This window comes from Lysinibacillus sp. 1 U-2021 (assembly GCF_029916965.1).
Taxonomy (GTDB): Bacteria; Bacillota; Bacilli; order Bacillales_A; family Planococcaceae; genus Lysinibacillus; species Lysinibacillus capsici.
Genome location: NZ_CP123966.1, coordinates 629,279 through 649,589 on the forward strand (window position 1 = coordinate 629,279; position 20,311 = coordinate 649,589).

The 20,311-nt window shown below is 36.4% G+C and carries 22 protein-coding genes; 13 read left to right on the forward strand and 9 right to left on the reverse strand.

The genetic code is table 11. The annotated features are described in order from the left end of the window. Positions 1-54 precede the first annotated feature (54 nt). Both queG and trmL read left to right on the forward strand, forming a co-directional pair. Complete coding sequence (queG, locus tag QH639_RS03360; RefSeq protein WP_237898701.1) at positions 55-1,185, forward strand: tRNA epoxyqueuosine(34) reductase QueG; 1,131 nt, start codon at positions 55-57, stop codon at positions 1,183-1,185. 184 nt (positions 1,186-1,369) lie between these two features. After that, positions 1,370-1,843 carry a tRNA (uridine(34)/cytosine(34)/5-carboxymethylaminomethyluridine(34)-2'-O)-methyltransferase TrmL gene (trmL, locus tag QH639_RS03365; protein ID WP_004230835.1) on the forward strand — a complete coding sequence of 158 codons (474 nt, stop codon included), beginning with the start codon at positions 1,370-1,372 and terminating at the stop codon, positions 1,841-1,843. Positions 1,844-1,880: 37 nt separating this feature from the next. Here the strand turns inward: trmL and QH639_RS03370 are convergent, their stop codons facing one another. Further along, positions 1,881-2,726: a VOC family protein gene (locus QH639_RS03370; protein ID WP_131521075.1), complete on the reverse strand. Its 846-nt coding sequence runs from the start codon at positions 2,724-2,726 to the stop codon at positions 1,881-1,883. A gap of 391 nt (positions 2,727-3,117) precedes the next feature. Between QH639_RS03370 and QH639_RS03375 the strand changes: the two genes are divergently transcribed. Both QH639_RS03375 and QH639_RS03380 read left to right on the forward strand, forming a co-directional pair. Next, on the forward strand, positions 3,118-3,288 hold the full coding sequence (locus QH639_RS03375; RefSeq protein WP_004230831.1) for a hypothetical protein: 171 nt from the start codon (positions 3,118-3,120) through the stop codon (positions 3,286-3,288). An 82-nt stretch (positions 3,289-3,370) separates the two neighbouring features. Further along, positions 3,371-4,201, forward strand: a complete 831-nt coding sequence (locus QH639_RS03380) for an aldo/keto reductase (RefSeq protein WP_131521076.1) — start codon at positions 3,371-3,373, stop codon at positions 4,199-4,201. 41 nt (positions 4,202-4,242) lie between these two features. On the opposite strand, the gene QH639_RS03385 is transcribed toward QH639_RS03380, so the two are convergent. After that, positions 4,243-5,082, reverse strand: coding sequence for an RluA family pseudouridine synthase (locus tag QH639_RS03385; RefSeq protein WP_131521077.1), 840 nt, complete (start codon positions 5,080-5,082; stop codon positions 4,243-4,245). A 54-nt stretch (positions 5,083-5,136) separates the two neighbouring features. Then, on the reverse strand, positions 5,137-5,562 hold the full coding sequence (locus QH639_RS03390) for a disulfide formation protein C (RefSeq protein ID WP_131521078.1): 426 nt from the start codon (positions 5,560-5,562) through the stop codon (positions 5,137-5,139). A gap of 188 nt (positions 5,563-5,750) precedes the next feature. Between QH639_RS03390 and QH639_RS03395 the strand changes: the two genes are divergently transcribed. Next, on the forward strand, positions 5,751-6,866 hold the full coding sequence (locus QH639_RS03395; protein ID WP_054548662.1) for a GAF domain-containing sensor histidine kinase: 1,116 nt from the start codon (positions 5,751-5,753) through the stop codon (positions 6,864-6,866). A gap of 12 nt (positions 6,867-6,878) precedes the next feature. Beyond that, complete coding sequence (locus QH639_RS03400) at positions 6,879-7,526, forward strand: response regulator (RefSeq protein ID WP_004230823.1); 648 nt, start codon at positions 6,879-6,881, stop codon at positions 7,524-7,526. 48 nt (positions 7,527-7,574) lie between these two features. On the opposite strand, the gene QH639_RS03405 is transcribed toward QH639_RS03400, so the two are convergent. Then, positions 7,575-8,696: a response regulator gene (locus QH639_RS03405; RefSeq protein ID WP_131521079.1), complete on the reverse strand. Its 1,122-nt coding sequence runs from the start codon at positions 8,694-8,696 to the stop codon at positions 7,575-7,577. A gap of 555 nt (positions 8,697-9,251) precedes the next feature. Here QH639_RS03405 and QH639_RS03410 point away from each other — a divergent pair. Together QH639_RS03410 and QH639_RS03415 are read left to right on the forward strand one after the other, a co-directional pair. Continuing rightward, positions 9,252-10,178 (forward strand): helix-turn-helix transcriptional regulator, encoded by a 927-nt coding sequence (locus QH639_RS03410; RefSeq protein ID WP_131521080.1) that lies wholly within the window; start codon positions 9,252-9,254, stop codon positions 10,176-10,178. A 65-nt stretch (positions 10,179-10,243) separates the two neighbouring features. Beyond that, complete coding sequence (locus QH639_RS03415; RefSeq protein ID WP_131521081.1) at positions 10,244-10,981, forward strand: effector binding domain-containing protein; 738 nt, start codon at positions 10,244-10,246, stop codon at positions 10,979-10,981. Between the two features lie 17 nt (positions 10,982-10,998). Here QH639_RS03415 and QH639_RS03420 read toward each other — a convergent pair whose 3' ends face one another. From QH639_RS03420 to QH639_RS03435, 4 genes are all read right to left on the reverse strand, one after another. After that, complete coding sequence (locus tag QH639_RS03420) at positions 10,999-11,901, reverse strand: cation diffusion facilitator family transporter (RefSeq protein WP_281115656.1); 903 nt, start codon at positions 11,899-11,901, stop codon at positions 10,999-11,001. 191 nt (positions 11,902-12,092) lie between these two features. Then, positions 12,093-13,412 (reverse strand): hemolysin family protein, encoded by a 1,320-nt coding sequence (locus QH639_RS03425; protein ID WP_004230815.1) that lies wholly within the window; start codon positions 13,410-13,412, stop codon positions 12,093-12,095. A 428-nt stretch (positions 13,413-13,840) separates the two neighbouring features. Continuing rightward, the gene (locus tag QH639_RS03430; RefSeq protein ID WP_131521082.1) at positions 13,841-14,257 is read right to left on the reverse strand and encodes a hypothetical protein; all 417 of its coding nucleotides are present in this window, start codon (positions 14,255-14,257) and stop codon (positions 13,841-13,843) included. A 171-nt stretch (positions 14,258-14,428) separates the two neighbouring features. Continuing rightward, positions 14,429-14,632, reverse strand: coding sequence for a YheE family protein (locus QH639_RS03435; RefSeq protein ID WP_048391848.1), 204 nt, complete (start codon positions 14,630-14,632; stop codon positions 14,429-14,431). A 208-nt stretch (positions 14,633-14,840) separates the two neighbouring features. Here QH639_RS03435 and QH639_RS03440 point away from each other — a divergent pair, with 208 nt between their 5' ends. The 4 genes from QH639_RS03440 to QH639_RS03455 all read left to right on the forward strand — a co-directional run bounded on the left by QH639_RS03440 (position 14,841) and on the right by QH639_RS03455 (position 18,181). Continuing rightward, positions 14,841-15,983, forward strand: a complete 1,143-nt coding sequence (locus QH639_RS03440) for a DUF445 domain-containing protein (protein WP_131521083.1) — start codon at positions 14,841-14,843, stop codon at positions 15,981-15,983. Positions 15,984-15,998: 15 nt separating this feature from the next. Further along, positions 15,999-16,346, forward strand: a complete 348-nt coding sequence (locus tag QH639_RS03445; protein ID WP_004230811.1) for a YlbF family regulator — start codon at positions 15,999-16,001, stop codon at positions 16,344-16,346. A gap of 141 nt (positions 16,347-16,487) precedes the next feature. Continuing rightward, positions 16,488-17,150 carry a ribonuclease H family protein gene (locus tag QH639_RS03450; RefSeq protein ID WP_131521084.1) on the forward strand — a complete coding sequence of 221 codons (663 nt, stop codon included), beginning with the start codon at positions 16,488-16,490 and terminating at the stop codon, positions 17,148-17,150. 119 nt (positions 17,151-17,269) lie between these two features. Beyond that, positions 17,270-18,181: a copper amine oxidase N-terminal domain-containing protein gene (locus QH639_RS03455; RefSeq protein ID WP_237898693.1), complete on the forward strand. Its 912-nt coding sequence runs from the start codon at positions 17,270-17,272 to the stop codon at positions 18,179-18,181. Between the two features lie 50 nt (positions 18,182-18,231). On the opposite strand, the gene QH639_RS03460 is transcribed toward QH639_RS03455, so the two are convergent. After that, a complete protein-coding gene (locus QH639_RS03460; protein WP_054548655.1) occupies positions 18,232-18,630 on the reverse strand; it encodes a hypothetical protein in 399 nt (132 codons plus the stop codon). A gap of 165 nt (positions 18,631-18,795) precedes the next feature. On the opposite strand from QH639_RS03460, the gene QH639_RS03465 reads away from it, so the two are divergent. Continuing rightward, positions 18,796-20,301, forward strand: a complete 1,506-nt coding sequence (locus QH639_RS03465; RefSeq protein WP_131521087.1) for a coproporphyrinogen III oxidase — start codon at positions 18,796-18,798, stop codon at positions 20,299-20,301. Positions 20,302-20,311 lie beyond the last annotated feature (10 nt).

Sequence of the window (20,311 nt, forward strand, 5' to 3'; positions counted from 1 at the left end):
ATCACCTACTTTATCTATTTCTAATATTGTACCATGTAAGGAGTTGGAAATAAAATGAACATACACGACCTACAACGTGATTTTGTGGCATATGCGATGTCCATTGGTGTTGATAAAATAGGTTTTACAACAGCAGCTCCCTTTACAGAATTAAAAAACAGATTGCGTCGCCAGCAGGAGCTTGGCTATCAGTCTGGATTTGAAGAAAGTGATATTCAAAAACGTACAGAACCCCTTCAATTACTAGATGAAGCAGAGAGTATTGTAGCAATAGCTGTGGCTTACCCTTCACGTATGCAAAATGCTCCAGTTGGTAAAAAGGGTGCGCGACGTGGAATTTTCTGCCGTGCTTCATGGGGTGTCGATTATCATACAGCATTACGTGAGCGTTTAAAGCTATTATCCACTTGGCTTGAGGAACATGTCAAAGGTGTACGTATTGAATCAATGGTTGATACAGGAGCTCTTGTAGATCGGGCGGTAGCTGAACGTGCAGGCATTGGGTGGAGCGGAAAAAATTGCTCGATTATCACGCCTGAATTTGGTTCCTATGTGTATTTAGGAGAGCTCATTACAAATATTCCATTTGCGCCAGATAAGCCAATGGAGGATGAATGCGGAGATTGTCGCCTGTGCTTGGATGTTTGTCCAACGGGAGCCTTAATACAAGGTGGACAATTGGATGCACAGCGCTGTATTGCTTTTTTGACTCAAACGAAGGGAACATTACCAGATGAGTTTCGTAGTCATATCGGTAATCGACTCTATGGCTGTGATACATGCCAGACAGTATGTCCTAAAAATAAAGGGAAAATTAATTGGATACATGAAGAATTTATGCCAGATCCAGAGCTAGCCAAACCATTATTGACACCGCTTTTAACGATTTCCAATCGAGAATTTAAGGGGAAATTTGGTCATGTTTCAGGCTCATGGCGTGGAAAAAAGCCTATTCAGCGAAATGCCATCTTGGCACTTGCTCATTTTAAAGAGGAAGCCGCCATACCAGATTTGATTGCTCTACTTCATAAAGATGACCGTCCTGTCATTCGAGGCACAGCCGCATGGGCATTGGGTAAGATTGGCGGGGATACAGCACAAACTGCCTTACATGAAGCAGAAGCTACGGAGCAGGACGAAGAAGTGCGAAGTGAAATTTATAAAGGGTTGCAGTTTTTTAAGTAGTATTGGATGTAGAAGCATTGACTAACTACAGTTTAATGTAGGGATGAAATCAATTGCTTGGAGTTCCTATGATTGAGAGCGGATCCGCTCTAATTGTGAGAAGAGTCGCTCCAAAAGAGTAAGACTTCGTTTAACTTTTTAAAGAGCTATCTTAAAGAATTTTTTAATAAGGAAGTGTGTCGTTATGCCATTGCATATCGTTTTATATCAACCAGAAATACCAGCCAATACGGGGAATATTGCACGTACCTGTGCGGGTACTAATACATCACTCCATTTAATTCGTCCGCTAGGTTTTTCAACGGATGATAAAATGCTGAAACGGGCGGGCTTAGATTATTGGCATAGTGTAAATATTGTCTATCATGATTCACTTGAGGATTTTATAGAGTACTCTAAAAATGGAGATGTTTATTTAATCGAAACATACAGTGATGAGCCGTTTACGAAAAATGATTTTAGTGATCAAGACCGAGATATTTATTTTATGTTCGGAAAAGAAACTACAGGTTTGCCGAAGGACTTTGCTTATGAACGCCGAGATATGTGTTTACGTATTCCACAAAGTGATCATGTGCGATCACTTAATTTGTCCAATACGGCTGCAATTGTTATTTATGAGGCATTACGTCAACAAGGATATCCAGGGTTACATTAAAAAGCAGTTCTCCGCTTGTGAGAACTGCTTTTTAATATTAAAACTTTAATAACACAACATTCCCCGCAGGATCCTCTGTTTGGAACCCTCCGACGATTTCCGTAACGGGTGCACCTATACCATGAAGATTATCTTTCATAGTTGCCGCTTGTTCTTCGTTATCTAAACGCAATGAGAACGTTTTTAAGCCAACTTGATTTTTTCCAAGCTTTGGTGCATTCTCTGAGTGCCACGTATTTAAGCCGATATGATGATGGTAACGGCCTGTAGAAATAAATAATGCTTGGGACCCGTAGCGTGTGACAATATCATAACCTAATCCCTTTGTATAAAATTGCTCGGCTTCAGCCAAGTTAGAGACCGATAAATGAATATGGCCCATTACTGTGCCAGCAGGCAGACCAAGCCAGTTGCCATCGCCCTCTTCTAAAATAGAACGAATATTGAGTGGTTCTGTCACCATATGCACCTGATTGTTATGCCATGTCCATTCACTTTCAGGACGATCTGCATAAATCTCGATTCCATTATGATCAGGATCATTTAAATAGAGTGCTTCACTTACAGCATGATCAGAAGCCCCAAGGTACACACCTTTTTCGTGAAAATGAGAAATAACATTAGCTAAGTCACGTCGACTAGGTAATAATAGGGCGAAGTGATAAAGTCCTGTCGTCATGCTAAGCTTATCTTCTACAGTTTTAGGCTGAACAAGAGTTAATAGAGCTGTTTCTCCATCGGCAGTTAACATAGCTTTATGTGAATCTTGTTGTAACACTTTAAAGCCAATAATTTCTTGATAAAAGGTTAAAGAGCGATGTAAATCACTCACTTTTATTTCAACATTTGTTACATATGTGTTAGGTTTTTCATGAAAATGCATTTAGAATACCTCCGAATAGTTATCTTTTTTCATTAAGTTACTTTATGTAAGTTAGTTTATTTTAAAAATAAAGGAAAGTCAAGTATTTCTATTGTTCCACAAAAAAAGAAAATCACTAAGCTTTTCTAAAAGCTTAGTGATTTTCTTGAGATATTATTTGTCAGCTTTGTAGTCGCCTTCATATCCAGCAGTGAAAATAGCTGTTAAGAAAGCAACTGTTACACCAATGATTAATAATAATTTCATGGAAGTAACCCTCCTCATGTTATAAAGAAATCTCTTTTTAGTATAGCCTATCTACTTTAAAAATGAAACGACATAGCAGAATAAAATATGTCAGAAATGGTTCAAACAGCTTGATATCGGGAAAACTAAAAGTGAGGTGATCAATATGGAAAAAAAGGTGCCAAATATTGAAAATGGGACAATGGTGAGAGATATGAAAGAATTAAAAGATTTAGGCAAGCAGATGGAGCATTTACGTGATGGTCTAGAGCTTGCGGAGGATGAGCGAATCGCTGATCCAATTCAATTGGAAGATGTTGAACAAAAGAAAAAGTAGTGTATTATAAAAAAGCCGCTTTATTTTTCTTAAATCCAATTTTTTGTATAATGGTACTAGGATAAGAAAGGGGTTGTGCTTTTTGAATTTACAATCAACGAAAACATTAACAAATGGTGTAGAAATGCCTCGTTTTGGCTTAGGTGTTTACAAAATGACAGAACGCGAGGAAACATTACAGGCTATTGATAAAGCACTTCAATACGGTTATCGAGCTATTGATACAGCATCCCTATATGGGAATGAGGTAGAAGTAGGAGAAGCAATTCGTCATTCAGGCATTCGTCGTGAAGATATTTTTGTTACAACAAAAGTATGGAATAATGACCAAGGATACGATGCAACATTACGTGCTTTTGAGGTTTCGCTAAAGAATTTAAATATGGATTACCTAGATTTATATTTAACACATTGGGCTGTCCCTGAAACATTTGAAGAAACATATCGAGCTATTGAGCGTCTTTACGATGAAAAATTAATTCGCGCAACAGGTGTATCAAATCATCATGAGCATCATTTAGAAAAAATATTGGCTAAGGCAAATACTGCACCAATGGTGAATCAAGTGGAGGTACATCCATATTTACAACAGCAGCCATTAAGCGCATTTTGTAATAAACACCAAATTGCTGTTACTGCATGGTCTCCACTAGGACGTGGTGGTGTACTTGCTGATCCTACCATTATTGAGATTGGGAAAGAGATCGACAAAACCCCTGCTCAGGTAGTACTACGTTGGCATTTACAAAATGATACACTCGTTATACCCAAATCCGTAACACCGAGCCGAATTGAGGAAAACGCACAGATTTTTGATTTTGAATTAACCCAAGATCAAATGGAGAAAATGGCAACATTAAATCGTAACCAACGATTTGGACAAGATCCTGATCATTTTAAATTTGATTTTTAAAAAAGAATAAATCCCGCACTCCTATAGAGGCGGGATTTTTCTTATTGCTCGTCCTTGACAATAATACGTTGATTTAAAAAAGGATGGTCAAATTCTAATTGAATGGCATGTAGTTCGTAATCATCACTTACTGTTTCTCGTGCACCATACATTGTATCCCCAATAATTGGATGGCCAATATAGGCTAAATGCACACGGATCTGATGTGTGCGTCCAGTCTCAAGTATGAGATGAACGACACAGGAATTTTTGTAACGCGCCACCACTTCATAATGAGTTACCGCATGCTGTCCAGTTTTAGACACAACACGTCTTGTGGCATGGTGTCGGTCTTTGCCAATTGGTTCTGCAATCGTTCCAGAAGATGTTCGTAAATTACCTTGCACCTCTGCTGCATACGTACGAATAATGGTTTTTTCCTCAATCATTCGATCGAAAATGGACTTTGCTAAAGGGTGCTTTGCTACTAGTAATAAGCCCTGTGTCCCTTTATCAAGACGATGAACATGTTCAGCATAAATGCCACCCTGTTCTTTGATATGTGCCATGACATGGTTCATACATGTATGTGTATCACGAGCATCATTAGGATGTGTTGCCATCCCTTTTGGCTTTGATACGATTAAACAATGGTCATCCTCATAGACTACATCAATAGCACATACAGGTGTTGGTTTGTAGCTAGAAGTTGGAACAGGAAACGTAAATTTGATTATTGTTCCAGTTTGTAAAGGTGTATTCCATTGAATCAGCTCATCATTTGCCAATGTGATGGCTTTGGCCATACGCAATTCATGAACGAGTTTTTTACCGAGTCGCCAATGATTACGTAGCAGTTCTTCCACACTTAAGTTATCTTCAGCAATTTCATAATGAAACATAGATCTTCCTCCGTAGAAAAAACCGTATTCCAAAGGTAGAACACGGTCTTCCGATTATTTTGCAGCTTTAGAAGCTTTTATTAAATAAAAGCTTGCCCCTGCGATTAAAATAAATGCAGTTAATGCTAAAAACGGAATAGTAATAAAGCCTAACCAATTAATATATTGTCCTGTACAAGAAACTGCGCCACAGGAAGGAGCATTTTCAGCTAAATAGCTAAGCTTTTGAATTCCATAATGGTAAAGTGAAATACAGCCGCCAATCAAAGAAAATACAGCTGTTGTGACAGCAATACGCGCATTTTTTTGTATAAAGGCTACTGTCGTCATAATAACAATTGGGTACATAAAAATACGTTGAATCCAACATAATTTACAAGGTTCATAATGACGAATCTCAGAAAAATATAACGAACCTAGCGTTGCTATAGCAGAAACAATCCAAATAAATAATAAGCCATTTTCTTCTTTTTTAGACATATTCAATCTTCCCTTCATAAAACCATGTCCTTGTTCGATTATAGTGGTTCTAGTTTTATATGTAAATCAACTTACACAAAATAAGGTATGTGATGAATTTCAGTCTAAAGTATGAACGGTGGAAGCAGACGCTTTCAATAGCTTAATGGTATCATTAACAATAGTAATGCTAAAGAAGGGGTGTTTTCGTGAGAGAGAATGAGCATTCCAATATCAGTATTTTAAAAGAAATTGCTGAACTATTAAATGAAGAAACTGAAATTGTCACAATGCTAAAAGGTGCGCTCATCAAATTTTTAAATGGCACCAATTTTGAAACAGGCTGGATTTTTTTTATTGATGCAAAGGGGCGTTCAGAACTTGTTGTCCATGAAAATCTACCAGAGGCATTGGAATATAACAATTGCCATTATTTAAAAAAGGGCGGTTGTTGGTGTGTATCCCGTTATCGTAATGAAGAGCTAAAAAAAGCCTCCAATATTATTGAGTGTCAGCGTATTGAAAGTGCCATTGCCGCAAATGTTGGGGATCATGAAGGAATCACGCATCATGCGACAGTACCCCTTCAATCTGGACAAGAACGTTTTGGCGTATTAAATGTCGCATCTAAGGATACAGTGCGCTTTTCAGAGGAGGAGCTTGCTTTATTAGAATCAGTTGCCTTTCAGATGGGTTCAGCTATTAAGCGAATTTTACTGACAAAACAGGAGCAGGAAATGGCACTTGTGAAGGAACGTAATCGTCTAGCCCGCGATTTACACGATTCAGTCAATCAACTACTATTCTCGGTCACGTTAACAGCTAGAGCTGGTATTGAAATGACGGATGATTGCGAAGTGAAAGAAACATTTAAAGAGATTCAGCATTTAACACAAGACGCACTTACAGAGATGCGTGCGTTAATTTGGCAATTGCGACCTAAAGGATTGGAAAATGGTTTACTTGAGGCCATGAAAGTATACGCTGAAATGCTTGGCTTAAAACTACATGTTACAGTTTCAGGCGTATTGCAATTTCCCTCACGTATTGAAGAAACATTATTTCGCGTAGCCCAAGAGGCGTTAAATAATGTACGTCGCCATGCAGGTGTATTAGAGGCAGCATTGTATATTACTGTTACATCAACAGATATTTTGTTGGTTATTCGTGATGAGGGACGAGGCTTTGTCATTGACAACAATACAAAGTTGCTTTCGATGGGCTTACAATCTATCAAGGATCGTGCAAAATCAGTAGGTGGAACTGCCGACTGGGTAAGTGAAATTGGCAAAGGTACGGAGCTGCTAATCCGCTTGCCATATTAAGGGGGAGAGGACATGATACGTGTATTAATTGCAGACGATCATCACGTGGTGCGTAGAGGACTACTGTTTTTCTTAAAGACACAAAAGGATATTGAGGTTGTTGGAGAGGCAAAAAATGGGCACGAAGCGGTTGCATTAGCAGAAAGCATTCAACCAGATATTATCTTAATGGATTTAGTCATGCCTGAAATGGATGGCATTCAGGCGACTAAACGCATCAAAGCGAAATTTCCACAAATAGAAATTTTAATGCTTACTAGCTTTTCTGATCGAGACCATGTGGTGCCAGCAATGGAGGCTGGAGCGGCAGGCTATCAGTTAAAAGATATTGAGCCAGATGAATTGGTCTTATCCATTCGTCGTATTATGCGTGGTGAAAACACTTTACATCCTGAAGCAACGACAACGCTTGAAATGGATCGCCAGGAATCACAGAATGCACCCCATTTATTAAATCCGCTGACACCTCGTGAGCAGGATGTGCTAGCAGAGCTTACAAAAGGAAAGAGTAATCGGGAAATTGCATCTTCACTCTTTGTCACAGAAAAAACAGTGAAAACCCATATTTCAAATATTTTTACAAAGCTACAAGTACAAGACCGTACACAGGCAGCGCTGTATGCTGTTAAGCACGGGCTAACTGAAGGTAGTGGGATGTAAATAAACGGCGAGCTTCTACTCACATAGAAGCACTCGCCGTTTTTTACATTATTTATGTTGAACAAATAATTTTTTGGATATCTCTAATAATGTAGAGCTTGGTGTTAGTGCTAAATCTTCCACTAGTTTTTGCGTATATGTTTGGAAAATTTTGAGTGCCTGATCATGAAGCCCTGCCTGTATTAACGTATATAAATAGTGCTCAATTTTTTGTTCATTATAGGGATCATACTCTATTAATGCATGTAAAAATTCCATAGCTCTTTCAGTGTCTGAAAAGACTGTTGTTTGAAACCCTTTTTCTAATAGCTCTATGTATGATTTCATTAATTTATCTTTATAGGCAGTTGACCATTCATAATCATCAAAAACAAATAAGCCATTCTTATAAATAGAAAGACATTGATCAATCAAAGAAATAGAAGGAAATTCAAGTTTTGCAAAATCTTCATGAAGTTTTTGAAAATCGTATAAATCACATACGATATTTGGCTTTTCGAAGATATAGTATTTATTTGAAAAGACAATACAGTTTTCATAGCCAATTGTATTTAGAGTTTTCCTTAAATAAGATAGAGCTGTATGAAGATTTGATTTGGCTCTTACATAATCTAAATCTGGCCATAGAATTTCAATTAGATAATCTCGATGAATCGGTATATTTGGATGCAAAATAAAATAAGCAAACATTTCTTTTGTCTTTTCTGTTTTAAATGCCACTAAACTATTGTTACTATAGACGGCAAATTGATCGAAGCATTGTACATTTAATACAGTTTGTGTAGCTTGTTGAAGCATTTGCTGAATTGAGAATTCATGCTCAATACGGGCTACAGTTTTTTCTAAACGGGCATGACTGATAGGCTTTAATACATAGTCGAGACTGCCAATTTCATAGGCTTGTAATGCAAATTCATGATAGGAGGTAATGAAAATTACACTGACTTGTGGACGTTCCGTTTTGATAATATCAGCAACTTCAAGTCCTGATAATTCTTGAAGTTTTACTTCTAAAAAGATAGCTTCAAATTCCATAGTGGGTAGTTCATTCAGAAATACTTCTACGCTAGTAAAGGTTTGAATCACCTGTATTTGTTGAAAGGCATGTAGTTTATTTTGAAAATAGTGTAAAGCTAAAGGTTCATTGTCTATTAAAACGGCTCGAATCACATCAAACTCTCCTTTATACAATTAAATTAAAAACATTAAACTCTAGTTCATTTTGGGTGAAAAGGCTTCCTACTATATAGTGAAGGGCAAGAAAAGTGAAACTCACTCAACTTTTCTATTAAAAATTTGATGCTAGAAAAAGCAATTTATGTTGTAGTTCTTTCACGGGTGAGAGTCAATGAATCCCGATGTGTTTGTCACATCGCGTCAAATCCATTCAAAGAAAATATCGCCGTTCATTATATAGAAGATAGAAGTTTTTTATGTTGTGTTAAGAGAATTGAAATAATTGTTTAGGCGTTAAAATCAAACTATTCTTATACAAAAATGAAACAACATAGTATTGTTAATGAAAGTTGCATATGGGCATTAGCCTTGTTTTTTCTTTTATTGTTAAAATAGTATAATTGTTATAACAATAATTAGGCGTTATTATAGTACATTTGCCTTAAAAAATACTCAAAAAGTACTTAAAAAATACTTAAAAAGATAGTTTGTTAATTAAAATAGAAGTATATATAGGAATAATGGGATGGCAAGAAAGGAGATTTTACCATGAAATTAGAAAGACTTCTAACCATGACGATGATATTAATCAACCGTAAAAAGGTTAAGGCACAGGAATTAGCAGAGTTATTTAATGTTTCGATTCGTACCATCTATCGAGATATTGAAACACTGAGCTGTGCTGGTGTACCTGTTATTAGTCAGCAAGGTGTAAATGGTGGTATTAGTTTAATCGATGGGTATCGTGTTGATAAGCAAGTGTTGACGAAGGATGAGCTCACGTCACTTTCTATTGCGATTAAAAGTGCGTTGACTACCTATGAAGATTCCCACGCTGAAGCCGTGCTCGAGAAAATAACGAGTATTGCTGATGATCATGTAAAACAATCGATGGACCATCTGTTTGTTGATCTTAGTCCATGGGGACCAAACGCTCTCTTTAAAGAGCATATTACGACGCTCAAGACAGCTATAGAGAATAATCGTTGCATAAGCTTTCATTATTCTACTACTTATGGTGAACAAACAAGCCGAATAGTCGAACCACATACAATTGTTCAAAAAGGGAAGATATGGTATTTGTATGGCTATTGTACATTAAGAAAGGACTTTCGTTTATTTAAGCTTGCGAGAATGAAACATTTGCTTCAAGCTAATTCTACCTTTGATCGTAAGGAAGTGAATTTAAGTGAACTCCCTTGGGGTAAAGAATGGCATCGACCGCAAAACGTAGTCGATTTGGTCATTTCTTTTGATAAAGACATTACAACATTGGTGGAAGAATCCTTTGGTGCAGAACATATAGACCATGAACAATCTATGATTCATATATCTATACCTGAAGATGAATGGCTTTATGGTTTCTTGCTAAGCTTTGGCCATCGCATTAAAATTATGGAACCACCTTATATAAGAGATATCATTCAAAAACGAGCTTTAGAAATTGTTCAATTATATAAAAATCTAGATAATTGATGACAGACAGTTGTCAGGTTTCCTTTGCTATAGTAAGTACAAATAAAGCGAAAGGTGGAATGACGATGCAAAGCTATTGTCAAAGCTGCGGTATGCCTTTAGTAGAAGAGGCATTATTGGGTACTGAAAAAGAAGGGGGAAAAAGTCAGGATTATTGTACATATTGTTACGAGGGGGGCGAGTTTAAACAACCCCAGTTAACAGTAGACGAAATGATTGAAATTTGTGTACCGCATCTTATGGAAGGTGGTATGCCAGAAAATGAAGCACGTAATATGCTGACTTCCTTTTTGCCAAATTTAAAGCGATGGAGAAAAAGTGAGTGGCGAGAACCAAAAGTAGTTGAATTAAATGCATTTAACATCGTGGGTATTTCAACTCAAACAAGTAATGCCAATGAAATAACAGAGCAAGCTAAAATTCCGCAATTATGGGATCACTTTTATCAGCAAAATATTACGGATCAAATAGCCGAGCGAAAAAATGGTCATGTCTATGGTTTGTATTCAGACTATGAGACGGATGTGAATGGTAATTATACTCTTACACTAGGAGTAGAGGTAGATAATGATGACATTCAAACTGATTTAGTAGTAAAAACGATTCCAGCAGCTAAGTATCTAGTTTTTACATCAGATAAAGGCGTGATGCCTGAAGTTGTCATTCAAACTTGGCAAGAGATTTGGACATGGTTTGCAAATTCTAAAGTTGAACGAACATATACAGGCGACTTTGAACTGTATGATGAACGATGTGCTAATCCACATGATTCACAAGTGGCTATTTATATAGCTATTAAATAAAAAAAGTCTCCTACCAATCAATTGGTAGGAGACTTTTCTTCGTTTTGTGGAGGAATGATATGTGGCTCAATATGCACAAGAACCTGACAAAAGCGATTTTCACGCATAATGGTATGTTCGATTTCTTCGGTTATACGATGACTTTCAAAGACATTTAAATAAGGGTCTACTGTGACAGTTACGTCGATAAAGTACATATTCCCATGGGCACGTCCTTTAAAGTCTAAAAGCTCCATTACCCCATCCACGTTATGGATTAAGACCGATAACGTTTCAACTTCATCAATATCAAAGGCATCTGTAAGACTTTGAACAGCTTCCCAAAAAATTTCTACTGCTGTTTTAATAATTAAAAGGGCAACAATGAGAGCTGTAAGTGAATCAATGATCGGAAAGCCGAAAATGGCTCCGAAAATACCAATGGCTGTACCGATGCTGACAAGTGCATCGGAGCGATTGTCAAAGGCAGCTGCTTTAACAGCGGCGCTTTTAATTTTTTTAGATAGTGCCAAATTATAGCGGTAAACCACATACATGACAACTGCACTACCTATTGCGACATAGGCAGTTAACAGTGAAGGTGTTGTTCCAGTGGGCTCCCACAAGCTTTTTAGGGAACTAACTAATACTTGGAGACCGACAACAAGCATAATGAACGATGCGACTAAAGAGGCAACCGTCTCAGCTCGTAAATGTCCGTATTGATGGTTGGAATCAGGTGGTCTTTGGGCAATGCGTAAACCAACCAGTACCGCGATGGAAGCAATGATATCAGTGGTGTTGTTTAAACCATCAGCTTTTAGAGCCTCAGATGTACCAATGTAGCCTATTGTAAGCTTAGCAGAGCTTAGGATAAGATATGTACCAATGGATAGCCATGCACCTTTTTCCCCTTGACGTAAATTTGTATAGAGCTCCATTTTGTTTCCTCCTCGCAAAACTTTCGAACATTAGAAAACGACCCCCTTTTAAAAAGGGAGTCGTTTCATCTATTTATTACAGTCGTTGCTCCCACCTATATAAGGTGTGAAGAAAAGACCATATTTATAGCCTAGATTATACAAGCGTGCTTCTAATAGTACCACGACAAGTATGGCAAATCAATTCAATTTTAGTCAATGACTGCGTCATATTCATTTGATAAATCACTGTTAGGTAATTTCAGAACTTCTAAGTATAAAATATGGTGACCATCTAATTCTTTTGCGATAAATTCAAAACCTTGCTCTTCAATACTGTCACCTTCGACCGCATCAAAACGCTTCGTCATGAACCAACCACCGATAGTATCAATATCATCATCTTCTATGTCAGTACCAAGCATATCATTTACATTTTCAAGAAGCATCTTAGCATCTAAAATAAAATGATTTTCTGCAATTTCTTGTACTTCCGGGATTTCGTCTTCATCAAATTCATCTTGAATATCGCCGACAATTTCCTCAATAATATCTTCAATCGTCACTAAACCAGATGTTCCGCCATATTCATCCATTAAAATGGCCATATGAATACGTTCACGTTGAATTTTTAGTAATAGATCATTAATTTGCGTTGTTTCCATCACTCGAATAATAGGTTGCATATAATCAATGACTGGCTTATCACCATTTTTAGGATCTTTAATGTAAGCGGTTAATAAATGCTTCATGTTAACTAATCCAATAATATGATCTTTATCTCCATCCAGAATTGGATAACGAGTATATTGCTCAACACCCATTAAATCAAACACTTCTTTAATTGTTAGCTCTTTTTCTATGCCGACAATTTCAGTTCGAGGAACCATAATTTCTTTTGCAAGACGATCAGAGAACTCGAAAATACTGTTAACATATTCATATTCTGAGTTATTAATTTCTCCACCTTTTAAACTATCCGACAAAATCATACGCAGCTCTTCCTCTGTATGAGCCACTTCTGATTCTGACATCATTTTTAAGCCGAAAAGACCTGTTAAACCACGAGCAGAGCCATTTAATAGCTTAATGATGGGATACGTAATATTGTGGAAGATGATTAATGGACCAGAAAAATTTAATGTGACAAATTCTGCTTTTTGGATGGCTAATGTTTTTGGCGCCAATTCCCCAATAACAACATGCATAAACGTAACGATTGAGAATGCAAGTATGAATGAAAGGATAGATGTAATACTACCATTCAAATTTAGAAATTCAAACACTGGGTGTAAAATGATTTCAAATGTAGGTTCACCTAACCAACCTAAACCAAGTGCAGTGATGGTAATACCTAGCTGGCATGCAGATAAGTACTCATCTAAATCTGAAACAACACGTTTTGCATTTTTCGCTTTTTTATGCCCTTCCGCGAGCAATTGATCAATGCGGGTAGATCTCACTTTTACGATTGCAAATTCAGTTGCAACGAAAAATCCAGTCATTATAATTAGTAGGGCGAATGCCGCCAACCTAATGGTTATCTCCAATATGTCTCCGTCCAAATAATTCCTTTGTTCCCGCCCGAATGAGGGAAGTAAACAAAGTGTACACCTCCTATGATTTAAAAAATTGTTGGATGTTTCAATCATAAATTATTTAAAAGAAAAACACAAATATTGACAACAACTTTTTCACTTGTTTTTCATGGATCTTTTGTAAAAATGCAACTAGATTCAAATACCAAAAGATTGTAATTACCATGGCTATATGCTAACTTTAGAAAGATCAAAGATAGTTTGTTTAGGGAAAGAAGCATTTTGCATCTCATATAATACGACACGTCAAAAATCTCAAGAGTGCTTTAGCTTGCGGATTTTTTTAAATGAATTATTTTTTATAGAAAGGGGGGAGTCTCAATCATCATTTGAGACTCCCCCTTTCTAAATGTTTGACCTATTTATTCTTGCTGGAAGCGTAATTTTAAACACGCTTTTTCAACGTCATGAACCGTTTCCTTTAAAGGTATTTCACCTGTAAGCGGAGCGATAGATACAGGTGCTTTTTCCGTTATGCCTTGCTGTGTTAAAACATAGTTCTTATTATTATACGTTAAATAGAACGTTTTAATCGATTTCTTGCCGAAAGAGCTAGTAGAAGAATCAAAGAAGCCCTTTAGTTGACTGCAATACTCATTGTAAAAGTCGCTTTTATAGCCAGAAAGTTCCTCGAATTTCTTACTATTAACAGCACCCGCTTCATCCACTAATTCGAATATTTTGGCGGAAAATTCCGAAAAAAATTCTTTTACTTTTACACGAATTAACGCTTTTGAATTATAGCTATTTAAGTCATCCGAAAGTGTGACTTTACTCATTGAAATGGCCCCCTGCATAAAAAACATTTACTATTAAGCTGATATCATAAATGTATAAGAAAAATATACAAATTTCAACAGGATTCAACATAATTAGCTTAAATGGCGTGCTATTAATAGTAAATATAGGTATTTTTATACGGGATCACAACGAAAAATTGACTATCAAATTCAATCGTATACATGAAACAGCATAAGTTCATGTATCATTTTTTTAACAACCTCCTCGTCTGATGGAATGGCTCCTATCCACTCAATCGTACCATCCTTTAAATATTCCGCTTGGTATCGTTCTCGTTGATAAAAAAATGAAATAGACCACCCAGGTAGTTGCGTGTTTTCAAATAGTGGTTTAAAACTGAAATGTTGAATCATCATCAAACCTCGCTTCTTATAGTATGTAGTCATATTATTCAAGTATAAAGGTATTTTTGCAACTATTCACTTTTCATAGAAGTAAATAGGATGAGATTGAAATTCTAAAGGGGTATTTCTTTCGTTGAAAATCATTGCTCTGCTATAATGAGTGCAGAAGGCGACAAAATACGCCAATCTTGAATACAATTGAAATGAGAGGATACTAATGGATAATTTTATAGTGACATTACTTTTTATGGCTATCATTGGGGCTGCAATTGGGGGCGTTACAAATCACTTAGCCATTAAAATGCTTTTTCGTCCATATAAAGCGATATATATTAAAAATTGGCGTGTACCGTTTACACCAGGCCTTATACCCAAACGACGTGATGAATTAGCTAAACAGCTGGGTCTTACAGTAGTTAATTATTTACTAACACCTGAAACATTTAGAAAAAAGTTTTTCTCTAAGGATATTCAAGACAAAGTAGAACACTTTGTGCAAACAAAAGTTGAAGAAACAATCTTTACAAACGACAAAACAATTCAGGATTGGCTAAACTTAGCTGGGTTTGCTCATCTACCTACTACCATTGAACAGAAGGTTGAAGCAATTGTTGAGGGACAATTTTCGTCAGTAAAGAATACACTATCAACAAAATCAATTCGTACGCTGCTATCAGATGATATCCAAAATACAATTGATGCTAAAATTCCAGTAGCAGTTCAGCACATTTTAGAAAAAGGCGAGGATTATTTTTTATCACCAGAAGGTGAAATGACGATTAAGGCAATGATTGATGACTTTTTATCATCAAAAGGGTCTCTAGGCGGCATGATCAATATGTTCTTAGGTGATTCCTCTTCATTAGTTGGGAAAGTTCAACGTGAGCTTGTGAAGTTTTTACAAGCACCAGGAACAACAACCTTACTAACAAAAATATTTTCGCAGGAATGGGAAAAACTTAAAGATCGACCAGCTATGGACTTTTTGCAAGATGTTCAATTTGACCCCATTTTATCGAAATTACAAGTGTACGTGAAAGAACAATTAGCAATCTCTGAACGTTTAAATCAACCGATTTCTTATTATTGGCCACAAGGAAATGACTGGGCGAAGTATACCGTGATTCCACAAGCTATAGAAAAAGCTTTTGTGAAGGCAGAGGAAAAACTTGAGGATGTACTAAAACGTTTAAACTTACAAGAGGTCGTGCGAGAGCAGGTTGACTCATTCCCAGTAGAGAAATTAGAGGAGCTTGTATTAGGTATTTCAAAACGTGAGTTTAAAATGATTACTGTATTAGGTGCAGTGCTTGGTGGATTGATTGGGATTGTGCAAGGCTTGATTGTTTACTTTATTTAAAAGGAGATTGTATGAATGATTAATATTTATAATGACATTAATGCGCTAGAAGCAACTTTCCGTAAGATTCCAGAATTTGAAGCGTTAAAAGCTGCTGTTGAAGTTGTTAAAAATGATGAAGAGGCATTAAATGTCTTTAAAAACTTCCGTAAAATCCAAATCGAATTACAGAAAAAGCAATTAGCTGGTGAGGATATTTTGGAAGATGAGCTTGTCTATGCACAAAAAGCGGCACAGCTTGCACAGCAAAATGAAAAAATTTCAACGATGCTTGAGGCAGAAATGAAGGTAAGTAAAGTAATCGAAGAAGTAAATCGCATTTTAATAAAACCTATCCAAGGTTTATATGAAGGAATTCAATAATAGGTGATAAGCGCAATTTAAAAAGGAATAATTTTTCTAGGAATTGCACATATAACAAGTGAGAGGAAAACGTGTATCCGCTATTGGTCGGTACACGTTTTTGCTTTATGTACCAGTTAAAGAGTATGGGAGGTTATGAATATGCATGTCATCATTGAATGGACCTATAAAACACCAAAAGGAGCAACAACAGTTTTACGTTCAGCTGAAATGCCTGCAGCTCAAGCATTTTTACTTGCAGAGGATATGGAAAGAACGGGAAGGGTAAAATCGCTACATTGTGTTGATCGGCAAGATACAAATTGGTCACTTAAAGAGCTAAAAGCATATTTAAAGGAAATTGATACAGAGCCTCATAATATTACGCTCTATTTTGATGGAGGTTTTGATCGTGGGACAAGGCAAGCAGGACTAGGCTGCGCCATTTATTACGAACAAAATGGTAAACCTTTACGATTGAGAAGGAATGCCTTTTCGTCTGAATTGAAATCAAATAACGAGGCAGAGTATGCAGCGCTTTATTTAGCCTTAGTAGAGCTAGAACTTTTAAATGTCCACCATTTGCCTGTACGTATTATAGGAGATTCACAAGTGGTCATCAATCAGCTGAATGGGGAATGGCCAGCATTGGAAAAAGAACTAGCAAGCTGGGCAGATAAAATTGATGCTAAGCTGGAGCAACTTCACATTCAAGCCGAATACCAGCTTGTTTCACGTAAGGATAATTCGGAAGCGGATCGCCTTGCTACTCAAGCTTTAAATGGCATCGATATTACTGGTTTGAGCGAGATTGTTAAAGAATAGGAATAAGAGGTGGCAGTAGATACTGCCACCTCTTTCTCATAAAATCCTCGGTTTGCACTGAAACTTTTTCCATTTTAAAACTACTACTACTATGAATCCAAACAATAAGGAGAGATTTTATGAACATGAAAAAAATAGCACCTGCAGCTATGTCTGCATTATTATTTGGAAGTGCCCTTGTACCAGTAGCTTCAGCAAATGAGCAGCAATCTACAGAAGCGGAGGTACCACAAATACAAATTGATCCCGTACACATTTTTAATGATACTCGTGGTACTGTGGAAGATGTTCGTGTTGGGGAAAATATTACATATTACACAGTAAAAGAAGGCGAGCAAACAAATGTATTAGAAATTACTAAAGATACTCTCGTGTTCGACAATACTGGGAAGAAAGTGGAGCTACAAAAGGGTGATAAAGTATTAGCTTATACCTTTGCTAACAAACCGCAAAAATATATTTATCCACCACAATTCAATCCAGAGGTTGTCATCGTTGAAACAGAAGAAGTTGGTTTTGTAGAAGTGGATTATTTCTTTGAAGATTTAACTAATACGTATGATATTTTAAAATTAAATATTGGGAAAGAAACAGAGCTATTCAATGAAAAAGGTGAAAAGGTGGACGCTAAAGATTTAGCAGAGAAGCATCTGATTGTTTTCTATACGGCCTCTACTAAAAGTATCCCAGCTCAAACAACACCATCTAAAGTAATTGTACTGAACGATGATTCCTCAACTACTAAGAATCCAATACATGAAGAAATTGATAATATTATCGCATCAGATTCTTATGAAGTAGCTGGTACAAAAATGGTGCCATTACGTGTGATCGCTGAAAAGCTTGGCTTCAAAGTGGATTCTACAGGCAAGGGGGCAATCCTTTCAAAAGGGAATATATCTTACACAATTACTCGCGGTGAAAAAACATTTGGCTATAATAAGGCATTACGTACACTAACAGTCGCACCGACCTTAAAAGATACAAAGACATATGTACCTGTTGAATTTGTGGATGAATATTTAAAATAATTAAGAAAATAGTATGCCAACAATGCTTGGCATACTATTTTTATTTGTGGTTACTCAGCCATTGCTAGAGCGTAATGGTTCTTTGAGGAAATAAAGGCTGGATACTTTTTCGCAAATTGTTGGAGACATTGTTTAAAGGATATTGTACTCATGAAGTTTTTAGCTAATACCATTTCATCTGAATACAATAAAAATTGCTGAAAATGCTGTTGAATAAATACCCTTGTCTTTTCATAATGCTTGTTAATTGAAATAGCGCCATAGATTTCTTGTTGATCAATAATATAAATAAAATCACAAAGTACTTTATGTGTGCCGTAATTAAGTTTTACCGTGACATATAATGTTTTTTCGTCACAGCGCTCTAAATCAAAATGGTGGAATGCTACTTCTACTTGATGAATAAAGCTCGAAACAGATGTATAATTGTCATTTTTTAAAATAAACATTCTCGACACCACCTTTTCTGAAAATTATAATGACAAAAAAATAGTTTGTCTATATTTAAACTGAATATTCTGTTATTTTATAGATTCTAATTGTTATTTTGCTTATAGTCATAGAAATTTGTTAAACTTAAATCTGCAATATATAAAAGAAGAGAGCGAAACGAAATGAAAATTATTCATATAGATCAAAAATATCCTGAAGATTGGATTCGCGTATTAAATCATATTGCGAATTTATTTTTTGAGGATTCCAAGCTGAAGGTTGAACCAATGGGAGCAGATATGTCTGCTTCATTTGACTATCAGACTGGAGACGATTTTTCCATTTCTACAAAAGCAAACTTGATTGTAGATGGTAAGCAATACACGAATGAGTACAGTATTCAATATGATTCCCCAGCAACAGATCGTGAGCTAAATATTCGCATAAAACGTGCATTGTCACATGTATTTTTAGATGTTCTTGAACAGCATACTGGAGTGCATCAGCAATGGGGGATTTTAACGGGTGTACGCCCAACAAAGCTGTATCATAAATTTAGAAAAGAAGGTAAAAGTGAGCAAGAAATTGCTGATCTATTAATTCGAGATTTCCGCTTATCAAAGGAAAAAGTTGGACTATTAAAGGAAATTGTGGACCGACAACTAGTGACCATTCCTGATCTTGATGCCATTGGAGAAGAAATCAGTGTTTATATTGGTATTCCATTCTGCCCTACCAAATGTGCATATTGCACTTTCCCAGCCTATGCGATTGGTAGCAATCGTAAGCAGGGGCGTGTTACGACTTTTTTAGATGGCTTGCATATTGAATTGCGCGAAATGGGCAAATGGCTGAAGGACAATGATATGAAAATCACCTCCATTTATTGGGGTGGTGGTACACCGACTTCAATTGAGGCCGATGAAATGGATGCCTTATATCAAACGATGTTTGAATCATTCCCTAACCCTGAAACAATTCGAGAGGTGACAGTTGAAGCAGGAAGACCTGATACCATCACACCAGAAAAATTAGAAGTACTAAAAAAATGGGGTATTGATCGTATTAGTGTAAATCCACAATCTTATACTGATGAAACATTAAAAGCAATTGGTCGTCATCACACGGTTCAGGAAACCATTGATAAGTTTTGGCTTGCAAGAGCATCAGGTATGAATAATATTAATATGGATCTTATAATTGGGCTACCGAATGAAGGGATTGAAGAATTCCAACATTCATTAGAGGAATCTGCAAAGATGCAGCCAGAGTCTTTAACTGTTCATACGCTATCATTTAAACGTGCATCAGAGATGACGCGTAATAAGGATAAATACAAAGTAGCCGACCGTGATACGGTAGCTGAAATGATGGAAATGGCCCAAATTTGGACAAAAGAAAATGATTATGTTCCATACTATTTATATCGTCAGAAAAATATTTTAGGTAATTTAGAAAATGTCGGCTATAGTAAAGCGGGAGAAGAAAGTATTTATAATATCGTTATTATGGAAGAAGTGCAGACAATCTTAGGAATTGGCTGTGGGGCATCCTCAAAATTTGTTCATCCCGAAACAGGGAGAATTACACAATTCCATAATCCGAAAGATCCTGCTGCCTATATCATGACCTTTGAAGAGGCTATTGGGAAGAAAATTGAATTTTTAAATGAATTATATAAGGCTTAATGATAAAGGC